Origin of the sequence: Dendronalium sp. ChiSLP03b (assembly GCF_034531165.2) — a bacterium.
GTDB lineage: Bacteria > Cyanobacteriota > Cyanobacteriia > Cyanobacteriales > Nostocaceae > Dendronalium > Dendronalium minutum.
Genome location: NZ_JAVRBR020000061.1, coordinates 62,487 through 82,936, shown reverse-complemented (window position 1 = coordinate 82,936; position 20,450 = coordinate 62,487). Strand labels below are relative to the sequence as shown.

Below are 20,450 nucleotides of genomic sequence, written 5' to 3'. Positions count from 1 at the left end.
ACGAATTAGTATAATTCTGGTCTCAAGTCATAAGATAGTTCCACAATACCCCTAGACCCATCAATCCGTACTCGTTGACCATCTTGCAGGATCCATGTAGCACCTTTTACATCCATGACTGCGGGAATTCCATATTCACGAGCAACGATCGCACCATGAGAAAGCCTTCCTCCAGCCTCAGCAATAAATCCTCCAGCCCTTACTAGTAAAGGTGCCCAGCCAGAATCGGTGTAAGGTACTACCAAAATTGTTTCTTTGTCTATTTCTGGCAAGTCTTGTAAATTTCGTACCACCTTTACCCGTCCTTCGGCTTGTCCGTGACTGGCAGGAATACCCTGTAATATTTGGTCAGAGTAGATCTTAGAGGGGGCTAGGGGGTGAGGTGGTGTATTGCCGTAGACTAAAACAGGAATTTGAGTAAATTGACTATCTTGGACGAATTGCGATCGCCTCGATTGTACTATCTGATTCAATTGCTGGCTGAACTCGGACTCAGGATCTGCAACTAAACGCCGTACTTCATCCAACTCTAGAAAAAAGATATCTCCTACTTCCTTAAGTAAGCCGGCTTTTAACCAAATCTTTTCTAAAGCGACAAATCTCCAACGTAGTTCCGCTAATAGCCGAGAATAAACTTCGGTGACTCGTCCTTTAATGTCTACACGTCGTTGCACAAAGCCGCGTTTGCGCCTTCCCGATAAGGCGCGATTCACCGGATCTATACCCTCTGTCTGTTGTTGTCCCTGAATCAACTCTACAAACAACTGTTTAATCGGTTGGGGGTCTTCCTTCCAGGTGGGAACGGCAATATTAGTGCCGACATCACTTAAATAACCGTAGTCCTCAAGCAGTTCGTGAAACTCGTATAAAATCTTCTCTCCTTCTTTTGTTTGCGCCAACTGCTCAAATACTTTATCCGGTTGATAATCAGGTAATACCTGCTTGGCATCTGCGGCTAAAGCACTCAGCGATCGCAATGCTGCTACCTCTGGGGTAACACTGTTATCAATTTTACTATCTTTTGTACGAAAAATTGCTTGTCTTAATGCTGCACTCAAGGGAGCTAAAATACTGTAGTAAGTCCCACGATGCAGCAATTCTAGAGTAAAGTCTATTTTTTCTAATAGTTGGGCTGGTTCTTGTTCGTTTATCGCTTCATGAGCTAATTGCGACAACCCAGGAATAAATAGTTTGCTGTAATCCTGCTTAAAGTCCTTTTCTAGATTTAATTCCTGCTTTAGCAGCTTTATTAGTCCCGGTAGATTCTCTAAAGTCGTCCGCAGAGGTGGTTTGCTCATTTTAGCGCCTCTGGTTAAAAACTCCAGACTTTCCGGCGGTAATCCCATACGGAGGAAAATTTCTCCTAGCAGAGATGCACTAAAATATGCTCTGGAATAATGCAGTGTGGCAGTTTCTGTAAAATCTAATCCAAAAGCGCGATCGCCCAAAACTACACTAAAAATATCTCCCCAAACTCCACAAGTTAAGGGACGATTAATCGACCAAGTTAATGGGTGAACCACGCCAGGAATCACTTCCGCAGCAATTTTACGCGTCCAGATGGGTAACAGGGTCGTAATCGGTCTAGATTGCAATACCCAAAGAGTTTGACCGTCGTAACTCCATTCAATATCTTGGGGAATGCCATGATAACGTTTTTCTAGGCGGCGGGTTAAGTATGCTACCTGTTTGATTAATGCTTGTGGTACTTGCCCTGTGCCTTCTAAGTGGACGGACGAGATATTTTCTGATTCGACGACAAAAGCGCGATATTGTTCGGGTGTAACTTTTCCAGAAACAACTTGCGTTGGGCTACCTGGAAGGGCTTCAATGACGATGGCATCGCCTTGTTGAGTGATGGGATCGCGGCTGAAAACTACTCCCGAATAAACACTCTGGACTTGTTGTTGTACCAACACTGCCATTGCGGCATCTGGTAAACTGCGATCGCGTCGATATTGCACAGCAGTGGGACGATTGTAAGAAGCGCGAACAGAAGCGATCGCTTCTTGCAATTGCTGTTTGCTAATGACGTTAATAACTGTTTCATACTGCCCAGCAGCGGAAGCCTGTTCTGAATCTTCCCCAATGGCGGAGGAACGCACCACTAGAGGCGATAAATCTGAGGGCTGGAGAATGTCGATTAAGTCTTGGGGATCGTCAATTGGGCTAAGTACCCACCCCTTGGGTACTGAATAACCCCATCGCTTAATTTGAGATAAGGTAGCTGCTTTTTGTCCGACGACAGCAGCATCCAACTCTTCATCGAGAGTCAGAATCTCGCCATTGCCGCGCAAATATTCAAACGCGGTTTGGGATTCTGGTTCTACTTCTTGGGCTGATAGATTCAGGTCATCAGGAATGCGCGTATAAATCCACCCCAGCAAGCCAGCGAGGATAACAGCAGCAATAATTCTAGGAAAATCGTCAGCGTGCAGGATAATCACACATAAAGGAAATAAGAATAATACTCCATACTTTACCAGTCGTCTGGATTGCAGAACTGTAAAGCCGATTAGTGCAAAAAAACTGACAAATCCTGCCACTAGTGGATCGTGTACGAGAAATCCCCAAGCGACGTTTGTCGTGCCTGCCCCTCTGCCTATCCAGTATCTACCTAATACCAGGGCAATAAGGGCAACTATTTCCCAAGGCGATCCCTCTTTGAAAAAGATACGGGTCAGTAAGACTACCGCAATTCCTTTCAAAGCTTCGGACAAAACTGCCAATATTCCTACCAGTATTCCACCGTGGTAAAAAGCGGCTGAGACACTGATATTTTTAGTCCCAACTTTTGCCAACTGCTTCCCTTTTAGGGCGTAGGTAATCCAAGCGATCGCTGGTAACGCACCCAAGAGGGGGCAGGCAATTAAAATAACTAAGGCACCCCAAAGTTCAATCATTGTAGATTTAAGATCCACTGCGTTGCTCTGCTTAAGAGAGTTATAGCAAGTGGCGTGATTTTAGATTCATCTTCCACCTAAAATCTCAAATCTCTAATTGTAAAAGTTTTCTGAAATTTTTTGATGGTTGTTTGGGCGCTTTCTTTTATTAGTTGCTAGAAGGACAATTGCAAAAGACGGAAACCGTTTTTGCCAGTGTCCTTCTGGGACTACTAATGGTTTTAGTTTAGCGCATAGGCAGCTTGCAGCGCCCAAATAATCAGGGCAGCAATCGACCCCAACAGTAATACAGTAGAGATTGTGACTGCTTTTGGGGAATCTGCACCCTTGAATTTCATAATGCCTCGATTTAAGTCGGACATAATTTTGTAATCCTCCTTTGCTTCAGGGCTAATTTGTCCGTTTTGATTGTAGTCCTTCTATTTGCATATCGAGCAAAGTTGCTCATAATATTTTGTTTAAGCTTTGCAACCAGTCCAAGGCTAAATTTACTTATTACCCCAGATATAGTAGCTATCTTTATACAAGTGTGCAACCTATCCTCAGTTATGTTCATTAATAGTTAATCGGCTAGCTAAGGCTTGATATATTACCGTATATTCACGGAATTGCGAATATCTATTTGCTAGTAAGATTGCTGCGGGCTGGGGATTGGGGATGAGTCCGTTGTCATTTAAAACTTTTCTCCCCTTGCCTCCCCTGCTCTCTTATCCCCAGTCAGTTGAAGTTAAAGAATATAGTATAGTTCACAATTTTATTTTTGGTTGATTTTTTTGGAGGGTGTTTCTAAGTGAAAGTGCTGACGATAGTGATTCTAGCGGTAGTTGCAGGATTTTTATTGGCGATAGAGGTAGGACTGCGATCGCTGTTTGGCTTTGGAAACCCCCTCATTTATATTGGCGATGAGCAGATTGGTTATTTATTAGCCCCTAATCAGCGCACCCGTCGCTTTGGTAATCGCATTGAAATTAATGAGTATTCTATGCGGGGTGCATCGATTTCAAAGACGCTTGCGCCCTCAACACTGCGAGTTCTACTGATTGGGGATTCTATCGCTAATGGTGGTTGGTGGACAGATCAAGCGAATACAATCTCTAGTCTGATGATGGGTTCTCTGACATCAGCTACCACTGGTAATTATCAGGAATTAGAAGTGCTAAATGCTTCAGCTAACTCTTGGGGGCCAAGAAACGAACTAGCTTATTTACAAAGGTTTGGTAATTTTAACGCTCAGGCAATAGTTTTATTAATTAATACCGACGATTTATTTGCTACTGCTCCCACTGCTTTACCAGTGGGACGCGATCGCAACTACCCAAATAGTAAACCTCCCTTAGCCTTAGTGGAAGTGTGGCAGCGTTATATCACCAAGCAAAAGCCAATCCCCGAAATGAAAGCAGTACAACAAGAAGCAGGCGATCGCGTGGGGATTAATCTTGAGGCAATAGGTAAAATTCAGGTGCTGACTCGTGACAGCAACAGTAAATTTTTATTGGTTATGACTCCCTTACTACGAGAAATTGGCGAACCAGGCCCCCGCGATTACGAAATCAAAGCACGGCAGCGGCTGGGCGACTTTACCCAAGCCCAGCAAATTACTTATATAGATTTTCTGCCGATATTTAATGCAACCGCTAACGTTAAAGACTTGTACCAAGACCATATCCATCTCAACTTGCAAGGCAATCAGCTGGTGAGTCGAGTTATGAAGCGATCGCTTTTGGAAATATTGGATGTTTCACCGCAAAATAGCACTGTGGTCAATAGTTGATAAACGGAATACTTGGTAAAGTTAGTGTAAGTCAGCAACCGAATCCGCAACCACCATCGCGGCAAAGAAGAATTTTTTGTCTATTTTTCAAGTTTCTCGAATCCAGAGTGCCAGCCCTCCCCCACGTCCGCGAGCTGCAATGAAATCTTCTGTCACTACAAAAAAGGCAAAGAAGGGTAGTTTAGCTATGGGCTGGTTGTAAAAATCCTCGGACTGAACTTTACCAGAACGAATCGGTCTGTTGTAGACAACACGACCAAACAGACCGATTAGCATGTGGTTAAAGTCAAACGCCAATAGATTTTTCTTACCTAAATATTGTGCTGGTCCCGTCAACTTCAACGACACCGTGCCCAATTGAACTTGATTACCAACTTCACCTCTGCCCAAACCTTGTTCTAAAGCAGCACTAAAAGAAATGTAAATTGCTGCAAATTTGGGCACATACAAACCTTTGCCCAAGACAATTCCGCCTCGTTCTCTGGCTTTTTTAGTGCCAGTGGCAAAGCACAGTCGCCATTTGCCCAAAAGAGAATCAAAGCTATAAGTCAGCCGCTGCTGCTTGCTAGCTTTTTCTGCTTGTAGCAAGGCATTTACCACTATCTCAGCAGTCGGGCGTTTAATCCCCTGTCCTTGAAATGCAGCCGCAGCTTGGGATAGCACACTTACAAAATCAGGTGTAGCCGTAGTCAAATCTGCTGTCATGAATGCACTCTTTGCTTTTGTGATAAATTGTAGCGTTAATCTCTTTTTACTTTGAATTTACCAGTAACCTGAGGTGTAGCGATTTTAAAGAGCGATCGCTCATATCCTAGAGTAAAGACTCCTGCTGGAAAATCTACCACTAGCCGCCGAGACTTAACCAAATTCAAATAGTTAATCAACCTTTAACCGAAGTAATATCTTTTCCTTCATGCTTCATGCTTCAAATAGTAAGTCTGCCTGAGAGCCTCTTCTATAGAGCCTACTCGCTGAAATCCTTCTATTAGCTCGTGAGATTTTGTTTTTCGTTTTGCTAGTAATACCTTCAATGGTGTCAATAAATTAACGTCTGGATCGTCACCTAGGGCAACCTCAGATGCTTCCAAAACTTTAGTAGTATTTGTAAGAATAACTTCATTGTCGAACCCTTCTTTTGCTGATAGTTGGTGCAAAGCTGCGTCAGGTGTAGTTGATCTTCCAAGCAAGGTTTCATCTAAAATCAGACCTTTTAACAATGCCAGCAACGCTGCATAAATCGAAAAATCATCACAACTATCGCAAGCCTTAAATTCTATACGACCCACTTCAGCCGGAATGCGAGCAATTTTTGTCAATGAAGGTATGCTCTTAATCAGTTGTTCTTGTTTCTCAACAAAAATTAGGGCTGCTGGTCTTTTTCCTGTTCTGACAAACGTTCGTACTGACAGACCATCCCATAAACCTCCGTTATAAAAAGGAGAACTATAACTAAAAGGAACAATATAAGGACTGTAATAAGTTAACTTTCTGCCAATATCAATTAAACGTTCAATAGATAAATCTGATACAGAAATATTCAAATCTGGTCCATAGGTAAGCATGGGAATATGGGCAGTTTGTTTTTCAGGAGAAGCTTGTCTGCGTCTTATTTCATAATCGTTTAATGGAAGTTGTGGCTCAAAAAGAGTTTTATAGGGATTAAAACTAGTTAAAACTGGTGAGAAGTCGAAATCAGCAGCAATCTCGCATAGCAAGCAAAAACTTGCTGATAATTCGGTAATAGTGTCTTCAATATTAGAATGTATGGTTGTTCTGATTTCAATGCCTTTAGGTAGACAGTCAATCGGTTTTTCAGAATTAGCAAACCGTTCAAATCCCTCAATGTACCACCTCTTCTTCTTGATACCAGCATCACCAACTCGCAGTTGAGGATAATCATTGGGATATGTAGGTAGCCTTTCAATAATTTGCTCGAAATCTGCAAATTTTGTATGAGTAAAATCTGCAAATTTTCCTTCCTTGTTAAGAAAAGCTACTTCATGCTCAATGCCAAAAAAGAATTTCATATATACCTTAATTGCCAATATCAATCATGCAAAGATAATCTTTTGAGGATACTAGATAAGCTAAGTACATACCCAATAGTAAAGGATCGTTTCTCCTAAACAACATCCTATATGAGATAAGTTTGCAATAATAAATTTATCAAATTTATCATCAATTGCATCAATAATCTCTCACGATTTCAGATTTCCTAGAATGAGGTCTGCTACCTGAAGCTTGCAAACTCCATTCCAGAGTTAGATTAGTGGCGTTTATTGAATGGTACTGAGGTTAACTTTGGTTTTATTCATGAATGCCTCTACTACACAGATTAACTTATAGTTGTCAGTTTAAGCAGAAAAATTCTCAAGATTAATTTCAGACTTACCAAGCCTGCAACGGGAACTGGGGTTTGAAAACTAATCAATGGAGCTTGATATGCCTTCCTACTACGAGATGTGAGTTAAAATCAGATATTAATTTGCGTAAATGGCATTTTGAGTGTGGATTATGGAATCTAGTGATGTCTGACGACAAGCCCTTTGGGTGACACTCTTTGGGAAAAACTTTGTAATCTACTACTGCATTTGGATTCAGCCAATATGCCCAATAAGCCTCAATTTCTTATAATCTTAAATATAGTAGTTTTAGGAGTATTATTACTCATATCCCAGCAAGTTTGGGCACAAGATTGGCATCCTGTGCGCGGTGGGATCGCTTCCGGTATCAGTGGTATGGCTTTGCTAGAGCAGCAAAGCAATTCTCTAGATTTGCTGATTGCCCATGACAACAAAAAAAATGAAGCTCGTCTAGCAATCATTAGCATCAAGGGTAAAAACCAACTTGAATATTTACCTTTGAACTGGTCAATTAACATAAAATTGCCAATTGACTTAGAAGCTATATCATCTGTTCCAGGGCAAACAAACTCCACTTTTATCGCTTTAAGTAGTTCTGGAAAAGCTTATTACTTTAGATTAGACCGAGCCAATAAGACTATCTCGGTTCTCAAGGAATTTAATCTACCAGGAATTCCTCAAGGAAGTAATTTTGAAGCATTTGGTTTACAAGATATAGATGGTAAATTAGTTGCTATTTGGGCACAACGCGGTGAAGGAGAACAGCCAGCAATCATTTACTGGGGAGTACTTGACTTAACCAGATATCAAATTACTCCCACAGGTTTTGCCAATCTCAAAGTACCATTTCCATCTGGCAATGTTCGTCATATTTCGGATCTGAAGGTAGACCCAGTTGGCATTGTGTACATTACCGCAGCAAACGATCCTGGTGATGATGGCCCGTTTCAGTCGGCTGTATACATTGCTGGTTACTTGGGATTTCGTGGTAACAAAATAGCATGGCGACAGAATCCTCACCTTGTTTCCATCTACCGTACTGATTACCACAAGATTGAAGGTATAGAACTCATTCCAGGTGCAGAAGGTGGTGTGATTGTTGGTACGGATGACGAGAATTTGGGTTCCTACGTGTACATTATGGGTGGAAGTAAGTAAGGGATTGGAGAATTTTCTAAATTAAGGGCGATGTTTTCCGAAATTGGCAAGCTAGGTGTGGTAGTCATTAACAGAACACGATTTATATTTAACTTCTATAACTAACCTGTGGGGAATATAGCCTCATCAAAACCCGGTCTTCGTGATCGGGTTTTTGGTAATGGGTAGATGTCGATGCGGGATGATGATTTTTCGGCTTTTTAATTGCAATTGAAGATTTTTCAGATCCTCAAACAAGAATATCGTAATCGCAGAAAACGCTACTGAGTCAGAGTCTTTTCAATGCGGCGGTCAGGGATGAGCCACACGATCGCAACTAGAATGTATAACGCACAAGCCAACCACGAGTTGACAAAGGCAAGTGGAATTGCTAAAGCATACAACACTACCGATACTTTTCCCTTAAAATCTCCACCTACTGCGATCGCTATAGCGGAATCTTTACCGTGGTGAGAAATCAGGGCACGGGTAAGGATGAAGTAAGCGAATGCAGCTAACAACAATACTGTGCCATAAAGTGCAACTGGCAAGGCAGCAAAGTGGTTTTCGCCCATCCAAGCAGTGACGAAGGGGATTAGCGACAACCAGAACAGCAGATGCAAGTTAGCCCAAAGGATACGACCATTAACGTGGCGGATCGCCTGTAGCAAGTGATGGTGATTGTTCCAATAGATGCCGAGAAAAATAAAACTCAGCACATAGCTCAGAAATACTGGAATCAGGGGACGTAGCACAGCCAAATCAGTTCCGTGTGGCACTTTTAGTTCAAGCACCATGATGGTAATAATAATGGCCAGCACTCCATCGCTGAATGCTTCTAACCTCCCTTTCCCCATCTATGTATGCGCTCCTTTTTAGCTTTCTTCAGAGTAAATTATGTACCTATCGGTTACTAAGAATTTTACGATGGGAGCGATCGCTTGGCTAAATTGGCAACAAGATTAAGTTTAATTGTCAAATAAGTATTGTCAATATTCCTGGTTGTGCCTTGATTATGGTGTCGGGATAGGTTTCAAATTTCTAGCTTTGTAAAACATTTCCAAGCTATCGCGATCGCCTACATAACGCCAGTGCCAAGGCTCATAACTCACACCTTGAACGTTGTTTTTGGGAAAGGAGATTTCAAAGCCAAAACGAGCTGCATTCGCTTGTAGCCACTTATAAGCTTTGGTGTTGTCAAAGTTGGCTTGAAGATTAGTTGCTGGTACTGCTCCGTCTCCAATATCTAGAGCGTAACCTGTGTGATGTTCGCTATGACCGGGAGGAGCGCTGAGGGCGGCTCTTTGTGCTGGGGTTTGATTTCGTTGAGCGCCAACACTAAAAAACAACTGTTCTTGCTCTTTTACTGACCGGAAACCAGAAATTGGGGCTAAAATTACACCTGCACTCCGCGCTGCTTGTGCCATCTCCCGAAACTTGGCCGCAGCAGTTTTTCGCATTTTAATCCGCCCATCTGCGCTAATCGCTACTAGTTCTGACTCAGGTGCTTGGGGATATGTCAGATGTCCTAATACAGTATCGCCACTATTACCTTGGAGATTGACAGAATTACCGTCTGTGCTGGTAGGTGCAGAAGCAGAACTAGTTGGTGAAGACTGGGTATCAGCGGTTTTTTCCGGTGCAGTGACGAAAAACAAAAAACCACTGATTACAGCTAGTAGAACAAATCCTGCTGCTCCCCCCATCAGCAAAACTGGAAGTCGTAAGCGGATCTTGGGTGCTACATCAGGAGTATCACGTACAGCCACTGGAATATCATCACCAGGTTCACCCGATAAATTTTGCGGTTGTCCAGAAAAGCTAGCTCTATTCAAAGGTCAACTCCTGATTTTGTTCAACATTCATTAGAGATTGTAAACTTGAGAAAAATCAACATGTTGGGTAACATTCTACATCTGTAATTATTAGGCGCAATCTTGACAAATCTCTTAGAACTATACGTCAAGCTGGTGGGATTAGTCTTAGTAGGATTTTTTCTGGGACGCAAATTACCTACCACAGTTCCCAACCGTTTAGGTAAGTGGCTTTTCTCTGTGGGAGTACCTATAAGTATAGTAGCTTTTTTACGAGAAGCTGATTTGTCGGGTCAGATTTGGATTGCACCTGCGATCGCTTACTTAGCTATTTTCTTAGGGGCATTTTTGGCTTGGTTAGGAATCAAAGGGCAAGCCTATTTAACTAACACTATTCCCCAAGAATCAACTCAAGGTAGTTTAATTTTGGCAGCAATGGTGGGTAACACAGGTTATATGGGCTTTCCCATCATCCTAGCAATGGTAGGAAAGGAATACTTTGCCTGGGCTTTATTCTACGATTTACTCGGTTCGTTATTCGGAGCTTATGGCTTGGGTGTGGTGCTGGCATCTCATTTTGGTGGTAGTGTCGGGAATTATTGGCAAATTACTAAAGCAATCTCGATCAATCCTGCCCTGTGGAGTTTCGGCTTTGGCTTGCTACTGCGACAGGTGAACATACCCAATGTGGTGGAATTCTGCCTAGAGAAATTTGCTTGGAGTGTCGTTGCTTTATCTTTAATGTTGATTGGAATGCGACTCTCACAGCTCAATTCTTGGCATAGGTTACCCCAAGCAGCCATGAGTTTGGCAATTAAAATGCTGCTAGTTCCTTTAGTTATCGGCATTACCTTACCACTTTTTGGTGTGACTGGTGACCCAGCACAGGTGATTGTATTACAAATGGCAATGCCGCCAGCATTTGCCACACTGGTAATTGCCGAAACTTTCAATCTCGATCGCGACCTCGCAGTTACAGCCTTGGCAATGGGGGCAATGGTATTGCTGGTTACTTTGCCAGTTTGGCTATGGCTGTTTTGATTTTAGATTTATGCCCTATGGTGCGATCGCTTATAACCCCTTTTAAGCTCAATCTATGGTTTACGAAAGTAGATTTTCATGTTCTTATTTGGCGCAAAAGCTCTACAAATAGAGCTTTCAGGTAGCCAATGCTGAGTAACTTCCTTACGCAGTAATGGCTCACCAGATTCCTGACCATACTTTTTCACAAATCGTTGCAATACCCAATGAGATCGCACCCTGTTTGTCTATTACTACTGCTTTCTTAACTTGAGGTAAAAATATGAACATTGAACTTAAACCCGAATACAAGCAATTTATCCAAAGCCGAATTGCTAGCGGTAGATATGAGAATGCTGATGATGTTATTGCATTAGCATTCAAACTGCTGGAGGAATGGGAAAAGGGTTATCAGGAATGGGAAGAAAAAACCCGTAAAAAAATAGCTGTTGGGCTTGCTCAAATCGAAGGTGGAGAGGTGAGCGATCGTAAAGTGGTAATAGCGCGACTTGAAGAGAAATTGCGTCAAGCACTTGGAAGTCAAGAGTAATGCAATACGTTATCACTTTAGAAGCCAGCCAAGATTTAGATGAGATTTGGGATTATTTTCTATGTCGCAATATTAATGCCGGGTCAAGATTTATTTGGATTTTAATAAAAAGTGTCATTCTCTTGAATCTTTTCAACACCTTCTTGAAAATTACAAATTTATTGCTTCTAAGTAAGTAGACACAATTAAATGCAAGATGTCATTGCGAACGAAGTGAAGCAATCCCAAAGATTGAAATTGTCACGCTAACCTTCTCCTTCGGAGACGCTACGCAAACGGGAAGCAGCTTTGTGTCTACACTTCGTTCCGCTCGCAATGATGAACTATCTTATATTTATTTACATCTACCGTACTTAAATAAATTGTAATTTTAAGGGAGGAGAGAGATAGCTAAAAAAAGTGCCGCCTAAGCTGAAATTTTCCCTGCAAATATATCTCAATAGACTCAAAAGTCTAATATTACTTTGGGTTACAATTGTTGAGTCAAAATTGTGTAGCCATGTAGCTTCTTTATGCTTGTAAGCGATCGCAAATCATATTGTATCTACAATGTTCTGCGATATCACTATAAAAGCTATTGCTTAGACATGGGTTATTATTTTTAAGCTAACAATTGAAACCTTTCATTGGTAAAAGGTTTAGGTTTTTTAGTATATTTTTATGGAATAAATCCAGCCTAGGCAGACATCAGTATTGCATCCAAAAATGTAAACAGAGTCAGCCTTTCTAGTGAAGTGATACTTTTTTACAAACACCTTATTGGCTCAATCCCTTAAGCTATCGACCAATGACTCCAGGCTGAAATTTTATCTTCAACAACAAATACTCTCTTTCGAGAATTAGCCGTTTCAGATACTAAAACTTTCAGCGTTACGGTATACACATTATTGATTATCTGATGTCCGTAACCAATGACTTTACCCAGTTGTCCAGTTTCTTGATTTATTACACATTCATCAATAGTAAACATAACAGTAACTGTCTCACTTAGACAGTTGATAAATAGTACTTTATATATTATTGATACTCTCTTAAATAATTACTTCATTCTTTCAGTATATTGGGTTTACTTCTCAAGATATATTTGGATTTACTGGAAATAATTTAATTTTAATTATAGTATTTTAGCCAATTTAAAATAGTACTTATCAGGCAATATCTATGATTTTGATATCCTTTGTATTGCTAGATAAGGTGGTTTCAAAATCGACTTGTTTGCAACTTATTAAACCTCAGCTACCAACAGCGTTATCATCGATAACCAACAAGCAGTAACTCTTAAGTCACATGGATTAACTACAGATTAATCTTGCCTTCGTGTATTTCTAGCATTTTGTATAGCAAATGTATTACAATGCACAGATTTCTCAAGCTTACACACACATATCAGCCTGGGTCTATCCGGTTCCGTACAGATAAAAATAAAATAATTTATCGACCCTTTTGTCCTGGGAACTTGCTTAGTAATCGAGCAAATTCATCTGATATGACCTGATAACACGGGCAGTCGGTTGCTTGTAAACTCGTTTGATTAAGTATAGTAATTCTGCCAGAACTGTAGTGGATGATTCCTACTTAACTTAAGCATCCGTATTGCCCCCAGACTCCGCTCGTTAATTCAAATGATGTTATGGCTTTAGTCAAACAAGCGCTTGTATTCTGCCTTGACTATGCCATAACATTCGCAGGCGGTTATTTCTAACCTTTTTCTGTCAACAATCTGTATGTGTCCGCGCTGGTAAGAGATTAAGCCCCTGCTCTGAAGTTTACTAGCAGTTTCGCTAACTCCAGAACGCCTAACACCAAGCATCGTGGACAAAAATTCTTGCGTGAGGGAAAGTGACTGTGAGCCTACACCATCACTGCTCATTAACAACCAGCGGCACAGCCTTGCTTCTATATGATGAAGACGGTTGCAGGCTGTGCTTTGTGAACCTAAAACAATAATTGTATGTATGTAACGGAAAAGAAGCTTTTGTAGCGTACCGCCTGTGTCGAACACCTCTTTGAGGATAGAAGCTTTGATACGCACGGCTTGTCCTGGAATTTGTACCAAGGTCTGCATTGGCGTTGTGGTTGCATCCAAAAGGATTGGCAAACCTGCCATTCCCTCACGCCCAATACATCCGGATTCGACTGTTGAGCCGTCCTCCATCACCGTTACCAGAGAGAGCAATGAGTTAACAGGAAAATAGATAAAAGAGATTGGTTCATTAGGCAAGATGATCGTCTGTCCCAGTGAGAGCGAGACTATCTCCAGATGAGGATGTAAGCGTTCTAGCTCATCATTTGGTAATTTGGCGAGCAGTCGATTTTGCGTAAGTATTGGTGCATCTCGATCGGTAGACATCACAGATGCTTCCTGACATCGATAAGTTCAATAGTGCTAAGTTAACTTCAATCAAGCATAGCAATACGGGAGGACTGTGCCATAAAAGAAAAACTCTATACGCTAAGAATTTTTTTAATTCTCGACCGCGCAAGAAACGTACGCAGTACTGGCTGCTGAAATCTTGATAAATAGGGCTTTCAAGCAATAGCTTATTTATCAGCACAGTTGACTCACCTTCGCCGCCAGTTCAGCGGGGTTCATATGTTCGTAGTGTTCAAAGGGTTGATGAATCCAAGGATTGTCCGGCAAGTAATCGACATAGTAATTGGGTGCTATAACCGAACAAGCTTTATACCAAAGTACAGCAGTGCGAATTTCCTCAATTGGGCGATCGCTATTTTGCTTTAGCCAAGGAATAGTCTGCTGGAGTGTCACCCCAGAGTCTACCAAATCATCCACCAGGAGAATACGCGAACCTAACTTTTCGGCGGTCATAGTCAAGTGGCGGGAGAATGTTAAACTACCTCTTTCTTGCTTGCCAGGGCCACTGTAAGAAGATGTTGCTAAAATTGCCAGCGGCTGCTGGTATATACGCGAGATAATGTCTCCTACTCGCAGTCCCCCTCTGGCAAGGCAGATAATCTGATTGAATTCCCAACCGGATTGATAAATCTGAGCAGCCAGTTGTTCAATTTTTTGGTGATAATCTGACCAAGAAACGTAAAGGTCTGGCATATGGTTAAGGGAAGTAATTTTTAGCAAGTACTGAAGGCAAACACAAACTCTATATTTTAGTATGAGTGCAAGAAATTTATGAACGATTCTGCTGATGGTGAAGCCAAAAGGACTCCTGTAAGTCAAAAATTGGACTTGAAAACAAAATTGGCTTATGGTGCAGGAGATTTAGGCCCGGCAATTACTGCCAATATTTCTATATTTTTCCTGCTAGTTTTCTTTACTAATGTCGCTGGTATCCCGGCTGGTTTGGCTGGCAGCGTTTTGATGATTGGCAAAATCTGGGATGCAGTAAACGATCCGATTGTGGGGGTCATGACGGATAAAACTAAATCTCGTCGGTGGGGTCGTCGTCTTCCGTGGATACTTTATGGGGCAATTCCCTTTGGAATTTTCTTTTTCTTACAGTGGATTGTACCGCAATTTAGTACAGAACAAAGTGGTAATATCTGGCCGTTGTTTTGGTATTACGTAGCGATTGGGTTGATATCTCAGGTGTTTTACACCGTTGTGAATTTGCCTTACACGGCAATGACTCCGGAATTAACTCAAGATTATGACGAACGCACCAGCCTCAATAGTTTTCGCTTTACGTTTTCTATTGGTGGCAGCATACTTTCGTTAATTTTATCAAAAGTAGTTTTTTCTCTGATTAGCGATCGCCAACAGCAATATCTAGTTTTAGCAGCAGTTTGTACCGTAATTTCAACTTTATCGCTATATTGGTGCGTTTTTGGAGTCCGCGATCGCGTCTTAGCTTTTGAGGCGAAACGTATCCAAGTTGAGGAAGCAGCATCTATCCCTTTCTTCGAGCAATTAAAAATTGTCTTTACCAATCGACCTTTTCTATTTGTTATTGGTATCTATCTTTTTTCTTGGTTAGGCGTGCAAGTGACAGCTAGCATTATTCCTTACTTTGCAATCAACTGTATGAAACTCAAAGAATCAGATGTACCCACAGTGATGATTGCAGTCCAAGGAACCGCCTTACTCATGTTATTTGTCTGGACTGCTTTGAGTAAAAGAATTGGGAAAAAACTGGTTTATTTTCTCGGAATGAGTTTATGGATAATAGCAGCCGCCGGACTGTTTTTCTTACAGCCAGATCAAATCGTTTTGATGTATATTATGGCTGTCATGGCAGGTGTTGGCGTATCTACAGCTTATCTAGTTCCTTGGTCAATGATTCCAGATGTGATTGAATTAGATGAACTTCAAACTGGACAACGCCGAGAAGGAATTTTTTACGGTTTCATGGTTTTACTGCAAAAGTTTGGTTTAGCTTTTGGGTTATTTCTAGTAGGTAATGCCTTACAAGCATCTGGTTTTAAAGAAGCTGTGGCGGGACAAAGTACATTACCAATACAACCAGATTCGGCACTACTAGCTATTCGCGTTGCAGTCGGCCCCTTACCAACAATTTGTTTGATTTGTGGCTTAGTTTTAACTTATTTTTATCCGATTACCCGCGAGATGCACGCAGAAATACTGTTGAAACTCCAACAACGCCAAGAGAAAACCTAAAACTTAGCAAGAAATTGTTATCCTGCTGTTATCAATGCACAGATTACTCTTCATCTTCCTCTTTCTGTTCAAATCCCAACCAAAAGAGTAGTACTTCCTCAACTTCTGCCATTTGCTCAGGTGTCAGAGTTCCCAATTTGCGTAGAAGCTTTGCGTGAGGAATTGTAATGACGTTTTGTACGTCAAATACTCCTTCTCGTAGAAAGATAGCTTTGACTTGCACCTCAAATCTTCAACTGCGTGGGCTTGTAGTATGTGGAATTAAAGTCGATAATGCACGGTCTCGATCTATAACAGGAAGACTAATTACTAAACATGGTCTAACTTTGGCGACATAGCCTAGATCGACGAGCCAAACTTCTCCACGAACAGGACTATTCATGAGCAGATTCTCGTTGACCTAACTCTAGAAAAAGTCCTTCAGCATTCAGAACTAAATCTTCATTAGATAAAGGCGGAAAGTCTAAATGAATTACCCGCTTCAAAATCTCTGATGTAAACTCTAATCTTTCTGAGTCTGTCAACCGATCAAAAGTCTTCAAGAGTTCCTGTACTACAGCAGTCACATCTCTGTCCTCAAATTGAACTAACTTTATTTATCCATGCTATCTCCTCTTTAAAGTCTTGCCAGTCCTGATAAACTTTGTTAAAAATTGGGTTCTTAGCAAGTTGATTTAGCACTTCCTTCGTTTTGTCTTCGGCTGCTTCCATGATTTCATTGCTAAATTCAATCCTTTCAATATTTGGAGGAAAATTTTTTAAAGCTTTGATATTTTTTTGATTATATTCAGCTAGCATTTCCATATGAGTTTCAAAACAAGCAACTTTGAAGATTTCTTGATAGTGACGTGGTAATTCGTCCCAAGCCTTTCTATTGACCTGTACATCAAATGTCGTACCTGGTTCCCACCAACCTGGATAGTAATAAAAATTTGCTGCTTGATGTAGTCCTAATTCAATATCATCATGCGGCCCAGTCCATTCAACAGCATCAAAAGCATCAAATCTATTCTTAACAGTACCAGATTTGTTCTGTTTGAGCAGTTTTATACATTCATCTATAGGGTATTTCCCCTTACCTGCCTCTTCAAGATCTAAATGAGTTGTAACATTAAGACCAAAACCCTTTAAAACATCTCCCCCTAATCCAGGAATACGGATAGTTAGGTTCTTAAAGTCGTTTACCGATGTGATTTTCTTGTTAAACCATCCTCCCATTTGTGCGCCTGTGGCTCCTGCGGGAAAGGAAATGATATTCTCTAAGCCGACTGTTTTATAAATTGACTGCACATAAGTTTCTTCATCATCGGGATTTTTCTTATAGTAGAGCCAAGCATTCTGCTCTTGTGGATTTAAACCAAAAGGGATAGCAGAACCAAAATAAAGTGCTTTGTATGAACGACCATAATAGATTCCACTGTAGCCACACTCGTATCCTTTCTCGCCATTATTAACTTTTGTCAGTATCTCTAATGTTTCCCTATTTCTATCAGGTGTGATATCGAAGTGACCTCCCGTCATGTCCTTAATGCGGTTACAAACTCTATCTGGAGCATTCCAAAGGATAGTATGTCGAACACTATCACTTAAAAAAGTAGGCATTCTCCAATGTTTGATATCTGGAAATTGATCGGTTGCTTTGGATGGTTCTCCGTTAGCAGATTTCCCAGCTTGAGAAAGATACCAATGGAGTGAAAAACCACCAGCTAGCCCTACTAAACCAATAGCTGGATAGGTAAAAATTTGGCGACGCGTGGTACTATTACTATCTTTTTTTATGGTAATTGTATTTGCAAGTCCCCTAAATTTACCCGCAGCATTTTCTATAGATTGAATATCCTTATCTGTTGGTATATTGCAAGCAGTTTTCATCAGTAGGCGACCTAGCTCCTTTGCTTTTGCGTCACCTATCTCTTTTCCAATAGTGTCTCTCAAATCATAAGCATAGATTTCAAGTTCTCCCCACTTGTTGTTAGGTACTGTACCACTCTTTAATTGCTCTGCACTATCTTGTAGACACACCTCAATTTTTGTAAAATATTCTGCAATTTCTTGATGTCTTCCTTTACCAGCTTGTTTTAAGCGATCGCTGACTTCAGACAATTTAGTTACAACTTCAACTAATTCCCCTAGCATCTTTATTTCCTGATAGTGCCTTTATATAAGCTTAGAATAAAAGCCATATGTGTAAATATCATCAAGCATGATTTTTACAAAATATAAAAAAGCTACTTATTTATGTACTCTTAATCTTAAAGAGAAACGATATAAGTAGTATTATTTAAAGCTCCTAGAATATCCTTTTATTAAAGATTTTTAATCCAAAATCTAAAATCAAAAACTGGAAGGATTAATCTTTTAACTTTTTATTTTTTAAAGTCCTCTGGTTGCAAACCGTACCAACCATACCAATGACGCACCGCTAGCCAGACAGCAGAAAGCAAGCCTGCACCACTAAGAGTCAGACCGCTGAACGGTACTAATAGTCCCAAAATTGGCAATATTGCCCCAGCAATGGTGCAAATAATGGCAGCAAGAGAAGCACTCCGAGTTGACCCCAACCCCCACGTCAAGATTAGTAAGACTAGGGAAATGATCGTCCAAGCCAACTCTGCATTCATAAAGCGAGCTAGATAGGTCAAAGTCAACAGACAAGCAAAGAAAATACTACCAGCGATCGCGACATTTTTCAGACTCATTGGTAGCGATAAATATAACAATAATATCCACCACAAAAAGATTGCTGGCGCTAGCAATAAAAGACGAGGAATAATACCAGTGTTCTGAATGGGATTGGTGTTAGTAAACACGCCAAATGGATTTTTAACCGAAACATTGTCATTAAATACCCAAGTAAATTGGGTGCTACGCCTGTCAGTTTTAATTTCATTAGGTACAATGCCACTGGCAAAATCAACAGGAGCAAAGTTGGCAATTGCTGTGAGACGGAAGTTAGAAAGCAACTGGTCTGCTGTACTGTAAACCCAGCGCGGCCCTCCTTGAGCTTGATAGGTGACGCGAAATGTAGTTTCTTCCCCTGGTTGCAGGCGGAAGGGAAAGCCATAATCTCCTGGATTGGTTGGTTCTAATCGAGTGCGATCGCGCTCTATTTTATAGTTAGAAAGTAGCGAGTAGCCGTTGGGTGGTGGCGCTTCAAAGAAAAAGTTATTAATATTTTTTAGTCGGTTGACAAATTTGTAGTCAGCACCATAGTCTACGCGATAAACTGCACTGCGACCTCGAACATCTGTATTTTGGTCAAGCTTGACTTGAATTTGCGAACCAGCCAGCGGCAGAAAGCGATTGACTTGTTGCGTATCATTTACTTTGACTATCTTGCCGTTAACTTGCGTAGTATACGTAGTCGGCTCTTGAGTCACATAGCGCACTTGGGGGGCAATTTGTTCTAGCTTGTCGCCTGCGACACTTTGCACTACTTGAGCCACCTTTGTCTGTTCCCAGTGGTGATAGCGATTGCTCAAAGTTGAACAAAGAAAAAATCCCACCACCAACAGAACTAATACCAGTGTTAAATGTTGTAATCCTCGCAATAGTTGGGAGTAACGAACAGCCCACTCACCAATGAACATGGCTGGTTCTGGCTGATGGCGACGGAAGGCAAAACTCATCAGAGCGATCGCCACTCCTAAAGCTACGATTAAAAATACTAATAGCAGAGAAGCTTTGAGTACCTCGGTTCCAAACTGAATTAGCTCTGTTGGATGTGTCAGATCGGGTAATCCTGGAACACCCTGAGTAGAAGAAGACATTGGTTGTTTTGTTTATTACAGAATTTGGAGAATCAGACAGGTAAAATCTCGCAAAAGTTTCTGTAAACATGTATAAAGGTAAGCCAGGAGTTAGAGAAAGAGACCACAGGGAGGCGAGAACCATTTCAGTACGAATACCCGTTTCACTATCTTTTCATCCTCTCAAAAGCTAGGAATCGCTAATCTGTCAATAAAAGTACTATGGCTCAAACCCATCTTACTTTTAAATAGTTAAAGGTTCAAATGCAATATAACCTTGCTGCACTAAATTTTTCTCAGCTAGAAAGTTAATGATATTAAATTATGTTATCAAACGTTTCTAAATGTCAGTAAAACCATATTTAGTTTTAAGGACAAGCTAATAGATTGACATTAGCAAAAGTAAAGATATAAATGGATTTACCTTGGAGGTCGGCAAAAGTTTTAATTGCTGTGTTGGGATGGGCGATGAGACATTGCGGGTCTTTTTAAAAGATTGCCGCCATGGTAACTTTGATGCTCTTTTTAAATGCAAACAGACGCACAGAGAAG

General features: G+C 41.0%; 20 protein-coding genes. 5 read left to right on the top strand and 15 right to left on the bottom strand.

Annotated features, from left to right (window positions below; all coding sequences use genetic code 11):
* Positions 1-5 precede the first annotated feature (5 nt).
* Positions 6-2,903 carry a glycerol-3-phosphate acyltransferase gene (locus tag RMY31_RS15665; protein ID WP_322659058.1) on the bottom strand — a complete coding sequence of 966 codons (2,898 nt, stop codon included), beginning with the start codon at positions 2,901-2,903 and terminating at the stop codon, positions 6-8.
* A 221-nt stretch (positions 2,904-3,124) separates the two neighbouring features.
* Positions 3,125-3,265, bottom strand: a complete 141-nt coding sequence (locus tag RMY31_RS15660) for a hypothetical protein (RefSeq protein WP_017652995.1) — start codon at positions 3,263-3,265, stop codon at positions 3,125-3,127.
* A gap of 428 nt (positions 3,266-3,693) precedes the next feature.
* Here RMY31_RS15660 and RMY31_RS15655 point away from each other — a divergent pair, with 428 nt between their 5' ends.
* Positions 3,694-4,674 carry an SGNH/GDSL hydrolase family protein gene (locus RMY31_RS15655; RefSeq protein ID WP_322659042.1) on the top strand — a complete coding sequence of 327 codons (981 nt, stop codon included), beginning with the start codon at positions 3,694-3,696 and terminating at the stop codon, positions 4,672-4,674.
* An 87-nt stretch (positions 4,675-4,761) separates the two neighbouring features.
* Here RMY31_RS15655 and RMY31_RS15650 read toward each other — a convergent pair whose 3' ends face one another.
* The 3 genes from RMY31_RS15650 to RMY31_RS15640 are packed head-to-tail and all read right to left on the bottom strand — an operon-like array spanning position 4,762 to position 6,701.
* A complete protein-coding gene (locus tag RMY31_RS15650; protein ID WP_322659041.1) occupies positions 4,762-5,379 on the bottom strand; it encodes a hypothetical protein in 618 nt (205 codons plus the stop codon).
* A 35-nt stretch (positions 5,380-5,414) separates the two neighbouring features.
* Complete coding sequence (locus RMY31_RS15645) at positions 5,415-5,546, bottom strand: hypothetical protein (RefSeq protein WP_409877983.1); 132 nt, start codon at positions 5,544-5,546, stop codon at positions 5,415-5,417.
* Between the two features lie 39 nt (positions 5,547-5,585).
* A complete protein-coding gene (locus RMY31_RS15640; RefSeq protein ID WP_322659040.1) occupies positions 5,586-6,701 on the bottom strand; it encodes a glutamate--cysteine ligase in 1,116 nt (371 codons plus the stop codon).
* A 579-nt stretch (positions 6,702-7,280) separates the two neighbouring features.
* On the opposite strand from RMY31_RS15640, the gene RMY31_RS15635 reads away from it, so the two are divergent.
* Entirely contained in the window at positions 7,281-8,195 is a 915-nt protein-coding gene (locus tag RMY31_RS15635) for a hypothetical protein (RefSeq protein WP_322659039.1), read from the top strand.
* A gap of 260 nt (positions 8,196-8,455) precedes the next feature.
* Here the strand turns inward: RMY31_RS15635 and RMY31_RS15630 are convergent, their stop codons facing one another.
* Both RMY31_RS15630 and RMY31_RS15625 read right to left on the bottom strand, forming a co-directional pair.
* The gene (locus tag RMY31_RS15630; protein ID WP_322659038.1) at positions 8,456-9,031 is read right to left on the bottom strand and encodes a TMEM175 family protein; all 576 of its coding nucleotides are present in this window, start codon (positions 9,029-9,031) and stop codon (positions 8,456-8,458) included.
* 156 nt (positions 9,032-9,187) lie between these two features.
* The gene (locus tag RMY31_RS15625) at positions 9,188-10,009 is read right to left on the bottom strand and encodes a D-alanyl-D-alanine carboxypeptidase family protein (RefSeq protein ID WP_322659037.1); all 822 of its coding nucleotides are present in this window, start codon (positions 10,007-10,009) and stop codon (positions 9,188-9,190) included.
* Between the two features lie 102 nt (positions 10,010-10,111).
* Here RMY31_RS15625 and RMY31_RS15620 point away from each other — a divergent pair, with 102 nt between their 5' ends.
* Positions 10,112-11,029 carry an AEC family transporter gene (locus RMY31_RS15620; protein ID WP_322659036.1) on the top strand — a complete coding sequence of 306 codons (918 nt, stop codon included), beginning with the start codon at positions 10,112-10,114 and terminating at the stop codon, positions 11,027-11,029.
* A gap of 262 nt (positions 11,030-11,291) precedes the next feature.
* The gene (locus tag RMY31_RS15615; RefSeq protein WP_322659035.1) at positions 11,292-11,558 is read left to right on the top strand and encodes a type II toxin-antitoxin system ParD family antitoxin; all 267 of its coding nucleotides are present in this window, start codon (positions 11,292-11,294) and stop codon (positions 11,556-11,558) included.
* A gap of 772 nt (positions 11,559-12,330) precedes the next feature.
* Here the strand turns inward: RMY31_RS15615 and RMY31_RS15610 are convergent.
* From RMY31_RS15610 to RMY31_RS15600, 3 genes are all read right to left on the bottom strand, one after another.
* Positions 12,331-12,528 carry a hypothetical protein gene (locus tag RMY31_RS15610; RefSeq protein ID WP_322659034.1) on the bottom strand — a complete coding sequence of 66 codons (198 nt, stop codon included), beginning with the start codon at positions 12,526-12,528 and terminating at the stop codon, positions 12,331-12,333.
* A 666-nt stretch (positions 12,529-13,194) separates the two neighbouring features.
* Positions 13,195-13,908 (bottom strand): Crp/Fnr family transcriptional regulator, encoded by a 714-nt coding sequence (locus tag RMY31_RS15605; RefSeq protein WP_322659033.1) that lies wholly within the window; start codon positions 13,906-13,908, stop codon positions 13,195-13,197.
* 198 nt (positions 13,909-14,106) lie between these two features.
* Positions 14,107-14,625, bottom strand: coding sequence for a phosphoribosyltransferase (locus tag RMY31_RS15600; protein WP_322659032.1), 519 nt, complete (start codon positions 14,623-14,625; stop codon positions 14,107-14,109).
* Positions 14,626-14,703: 78 nt separating this feature from the next.
* Between RMY31_RS15600 and RMY31_RS15595 the strand changes: the two genes are divergently transcribed.
* Positions 14,704-16,149: an MFS transporter gene (locus RMY31_RS15595; protein WP_322659031.1), complete on the top strand. Its 1,446-nt coding sequence runs from the start codon at positions 14,704-14,706 to the stop codon at positions 16,147-16,149.
* 43 nt (positions 16,150-16,192) lie between these two features.
* Here the strand turns inward: RMY31_RS15595 and RMY31_RS15590 are convergent, their stop codons facing one another.
* The 5 genes from RMY31_RS15590 to RMY31_RS15570 all read right to left on the bottom strand — a co-directional run bounded on the left by RMY31_RS15590 (position 16,193) and on the right by RMY31_RS15570 (position 19,919).
* A complete protein-coding gene (locus RMY31_RS15590; protein WP_322659030.1) occupies positions 16,193-16,372 on the bottom strand; it encodes a hypothetical protein in 180 nt (59 codons plus the stop codon).
* A gap of 9 nt (positions 16,373-16,381) precedes the next feature.
* Positions 16,382-16,531 (bottom strand): type II toxin-antitoxin system PemK/MazF family toxin, encoded by a 150-nt coding sequence (locus RMY31_RS15585; protein WP_322659029.1) that lies wholly within the window; start codon positions 16,529-16,531, stop codon positions 16,382-16,384.
* The gene (locus RMY31_RS15580; RefSeq protein ID WP_322659028.1) at positions 16,524-16,715 is read right to left on the bottom strand and encodes a hypothetical protein; all 192 of its coding nucleotides are present in this window, start codon (positions 16,713-16,715) and stop codon (positions 16,524-16,526) included. Before RMY31_RS15580 ends, RMY31_RS15585 begins: the two co-directional genes overlap by 8 nt.
* A 10-nt stretch (positions 16,716-16,725) precedes the next feature.
* Positions 16,726-18,285: an ABC transporter substrate-binding protein gene (locus RMY31_RS15575; protein ID WP_322659027.1), complete on the bottom strand. Its 1,560-nt coding sequence runs from the start codon at positions 18,283-18,285 to the stop codon at positions 16,726-16,728.
* Between the two features lie 230 nt (positions 18,286-18,515).
* The gene (locus RMY31_RS15570) at positions 18,516-19,919 is read right to left on the bottom strand and encodes a hypothetical protein (RefSeq protein WP_322659026.1); all 1,404 of its coding nucleotides are present in this window, start codon (positions 19,917-19,919) and stop codon (positions 18,516-18,518) included.
* Positions 19,920-20,450: the final 531 nt, after the last annotated feature.

Coding starts and splice junctions, on each gene's coding strand:
- RMY31_RS15665 (WP_322659058.1), bottom strand. CDS start 2,903: ATGATTGAACTTTGGGGTGCCTTAGTTATTTTAATTGCCTGCCCCCTC.
- RMY31_RS15660 (WP_017652995.1), bottom strand. CDS start 3,265: ATGTCCGACTTAAATCGAGGCATTATGAAATTCAAGGGTGCAGATTCC.
- RMY31_RS15650 (WP_322659041.1), bottom strand. CDS start 5,379: ATGACAGCAGATTTGACTACGGCTACACCTGATTTTGTAAGTGTGCTA.
- RMY31_RS15640 (WP_322659040.1), bottom strand. CDS start 6,701: ATGAAATTCTTTTTTGGCATTGAGCATGAAGTAGCTTTTCTTAACAAG.
- RMY31_RS15635 (WP_322659039.1), top strand. CDS start 7,281: ATGCCCAATAAGCCTCAATTTCTTATAATCTTAAATATAGTAGTTTTA.
- RMY31_RS15630 (WP_322659038.1), bottom strand. CDS start 9,031: ATGGGGAAAGGGAGGTTAGAAGCATTCAGCGATGGAGTGCTGGCCATT.
- RMY31_RS15615 (WP_322659035.1), top strand. CDS start 11,292: ATGAACATTGAACTTAAACCCGAATACAAGCAATTTATCCAAAGCCGA.
- RMY31_RS15610 (WP_322659034.1), bottom strand. CDS start 12,528: ATGTTTACTATTGATGAATGTGTAATAAATCAAGAAACTGGACAACTG.
- RMY31_RS15605 (WP_322659033.1), bottom strand. CDS start 13,908: ATGTCTACCGATCGAGATGCACCAATACTTACGCAAAATCGACTGCTC.
- RMY31_RS15600 (WP_322659032.1), bottom strand. CDS start 14,625: ATGCCAGACCTTTACGTTTCTTGGTCAGATTATCACCAAAAAATTGAA.
- RMY31_RS15595 (WP_322659031.1), top strand. CDS start 14,704: ATGAACGATTCTGCTGATGGTGAAGCCAAAAGGACTCCTGTAAGTCAA.
- RMY31_RS15585 (WP_322659029.1), bottom strand. CDS start 16,531: ATGAATAGTCCTGTTCGTGGAGAAGTTTGGCTCGTCGATCTAGGCTAT.
- RMY31_RS15575 (WP_322659027.1), bottom strand. CDS start 18,285: ATGCTAGGGGAATTAGTTGAAGTTGTAACTAAATTGTCTGAAGTCAGC.
- RMY31_RS15570 (WP_322659026.1), bottom strand. CDS start 19,919: ATGTCTTCTTCTACTCAGGGTGTTCCAGGATTACCCGATCTGACACAT.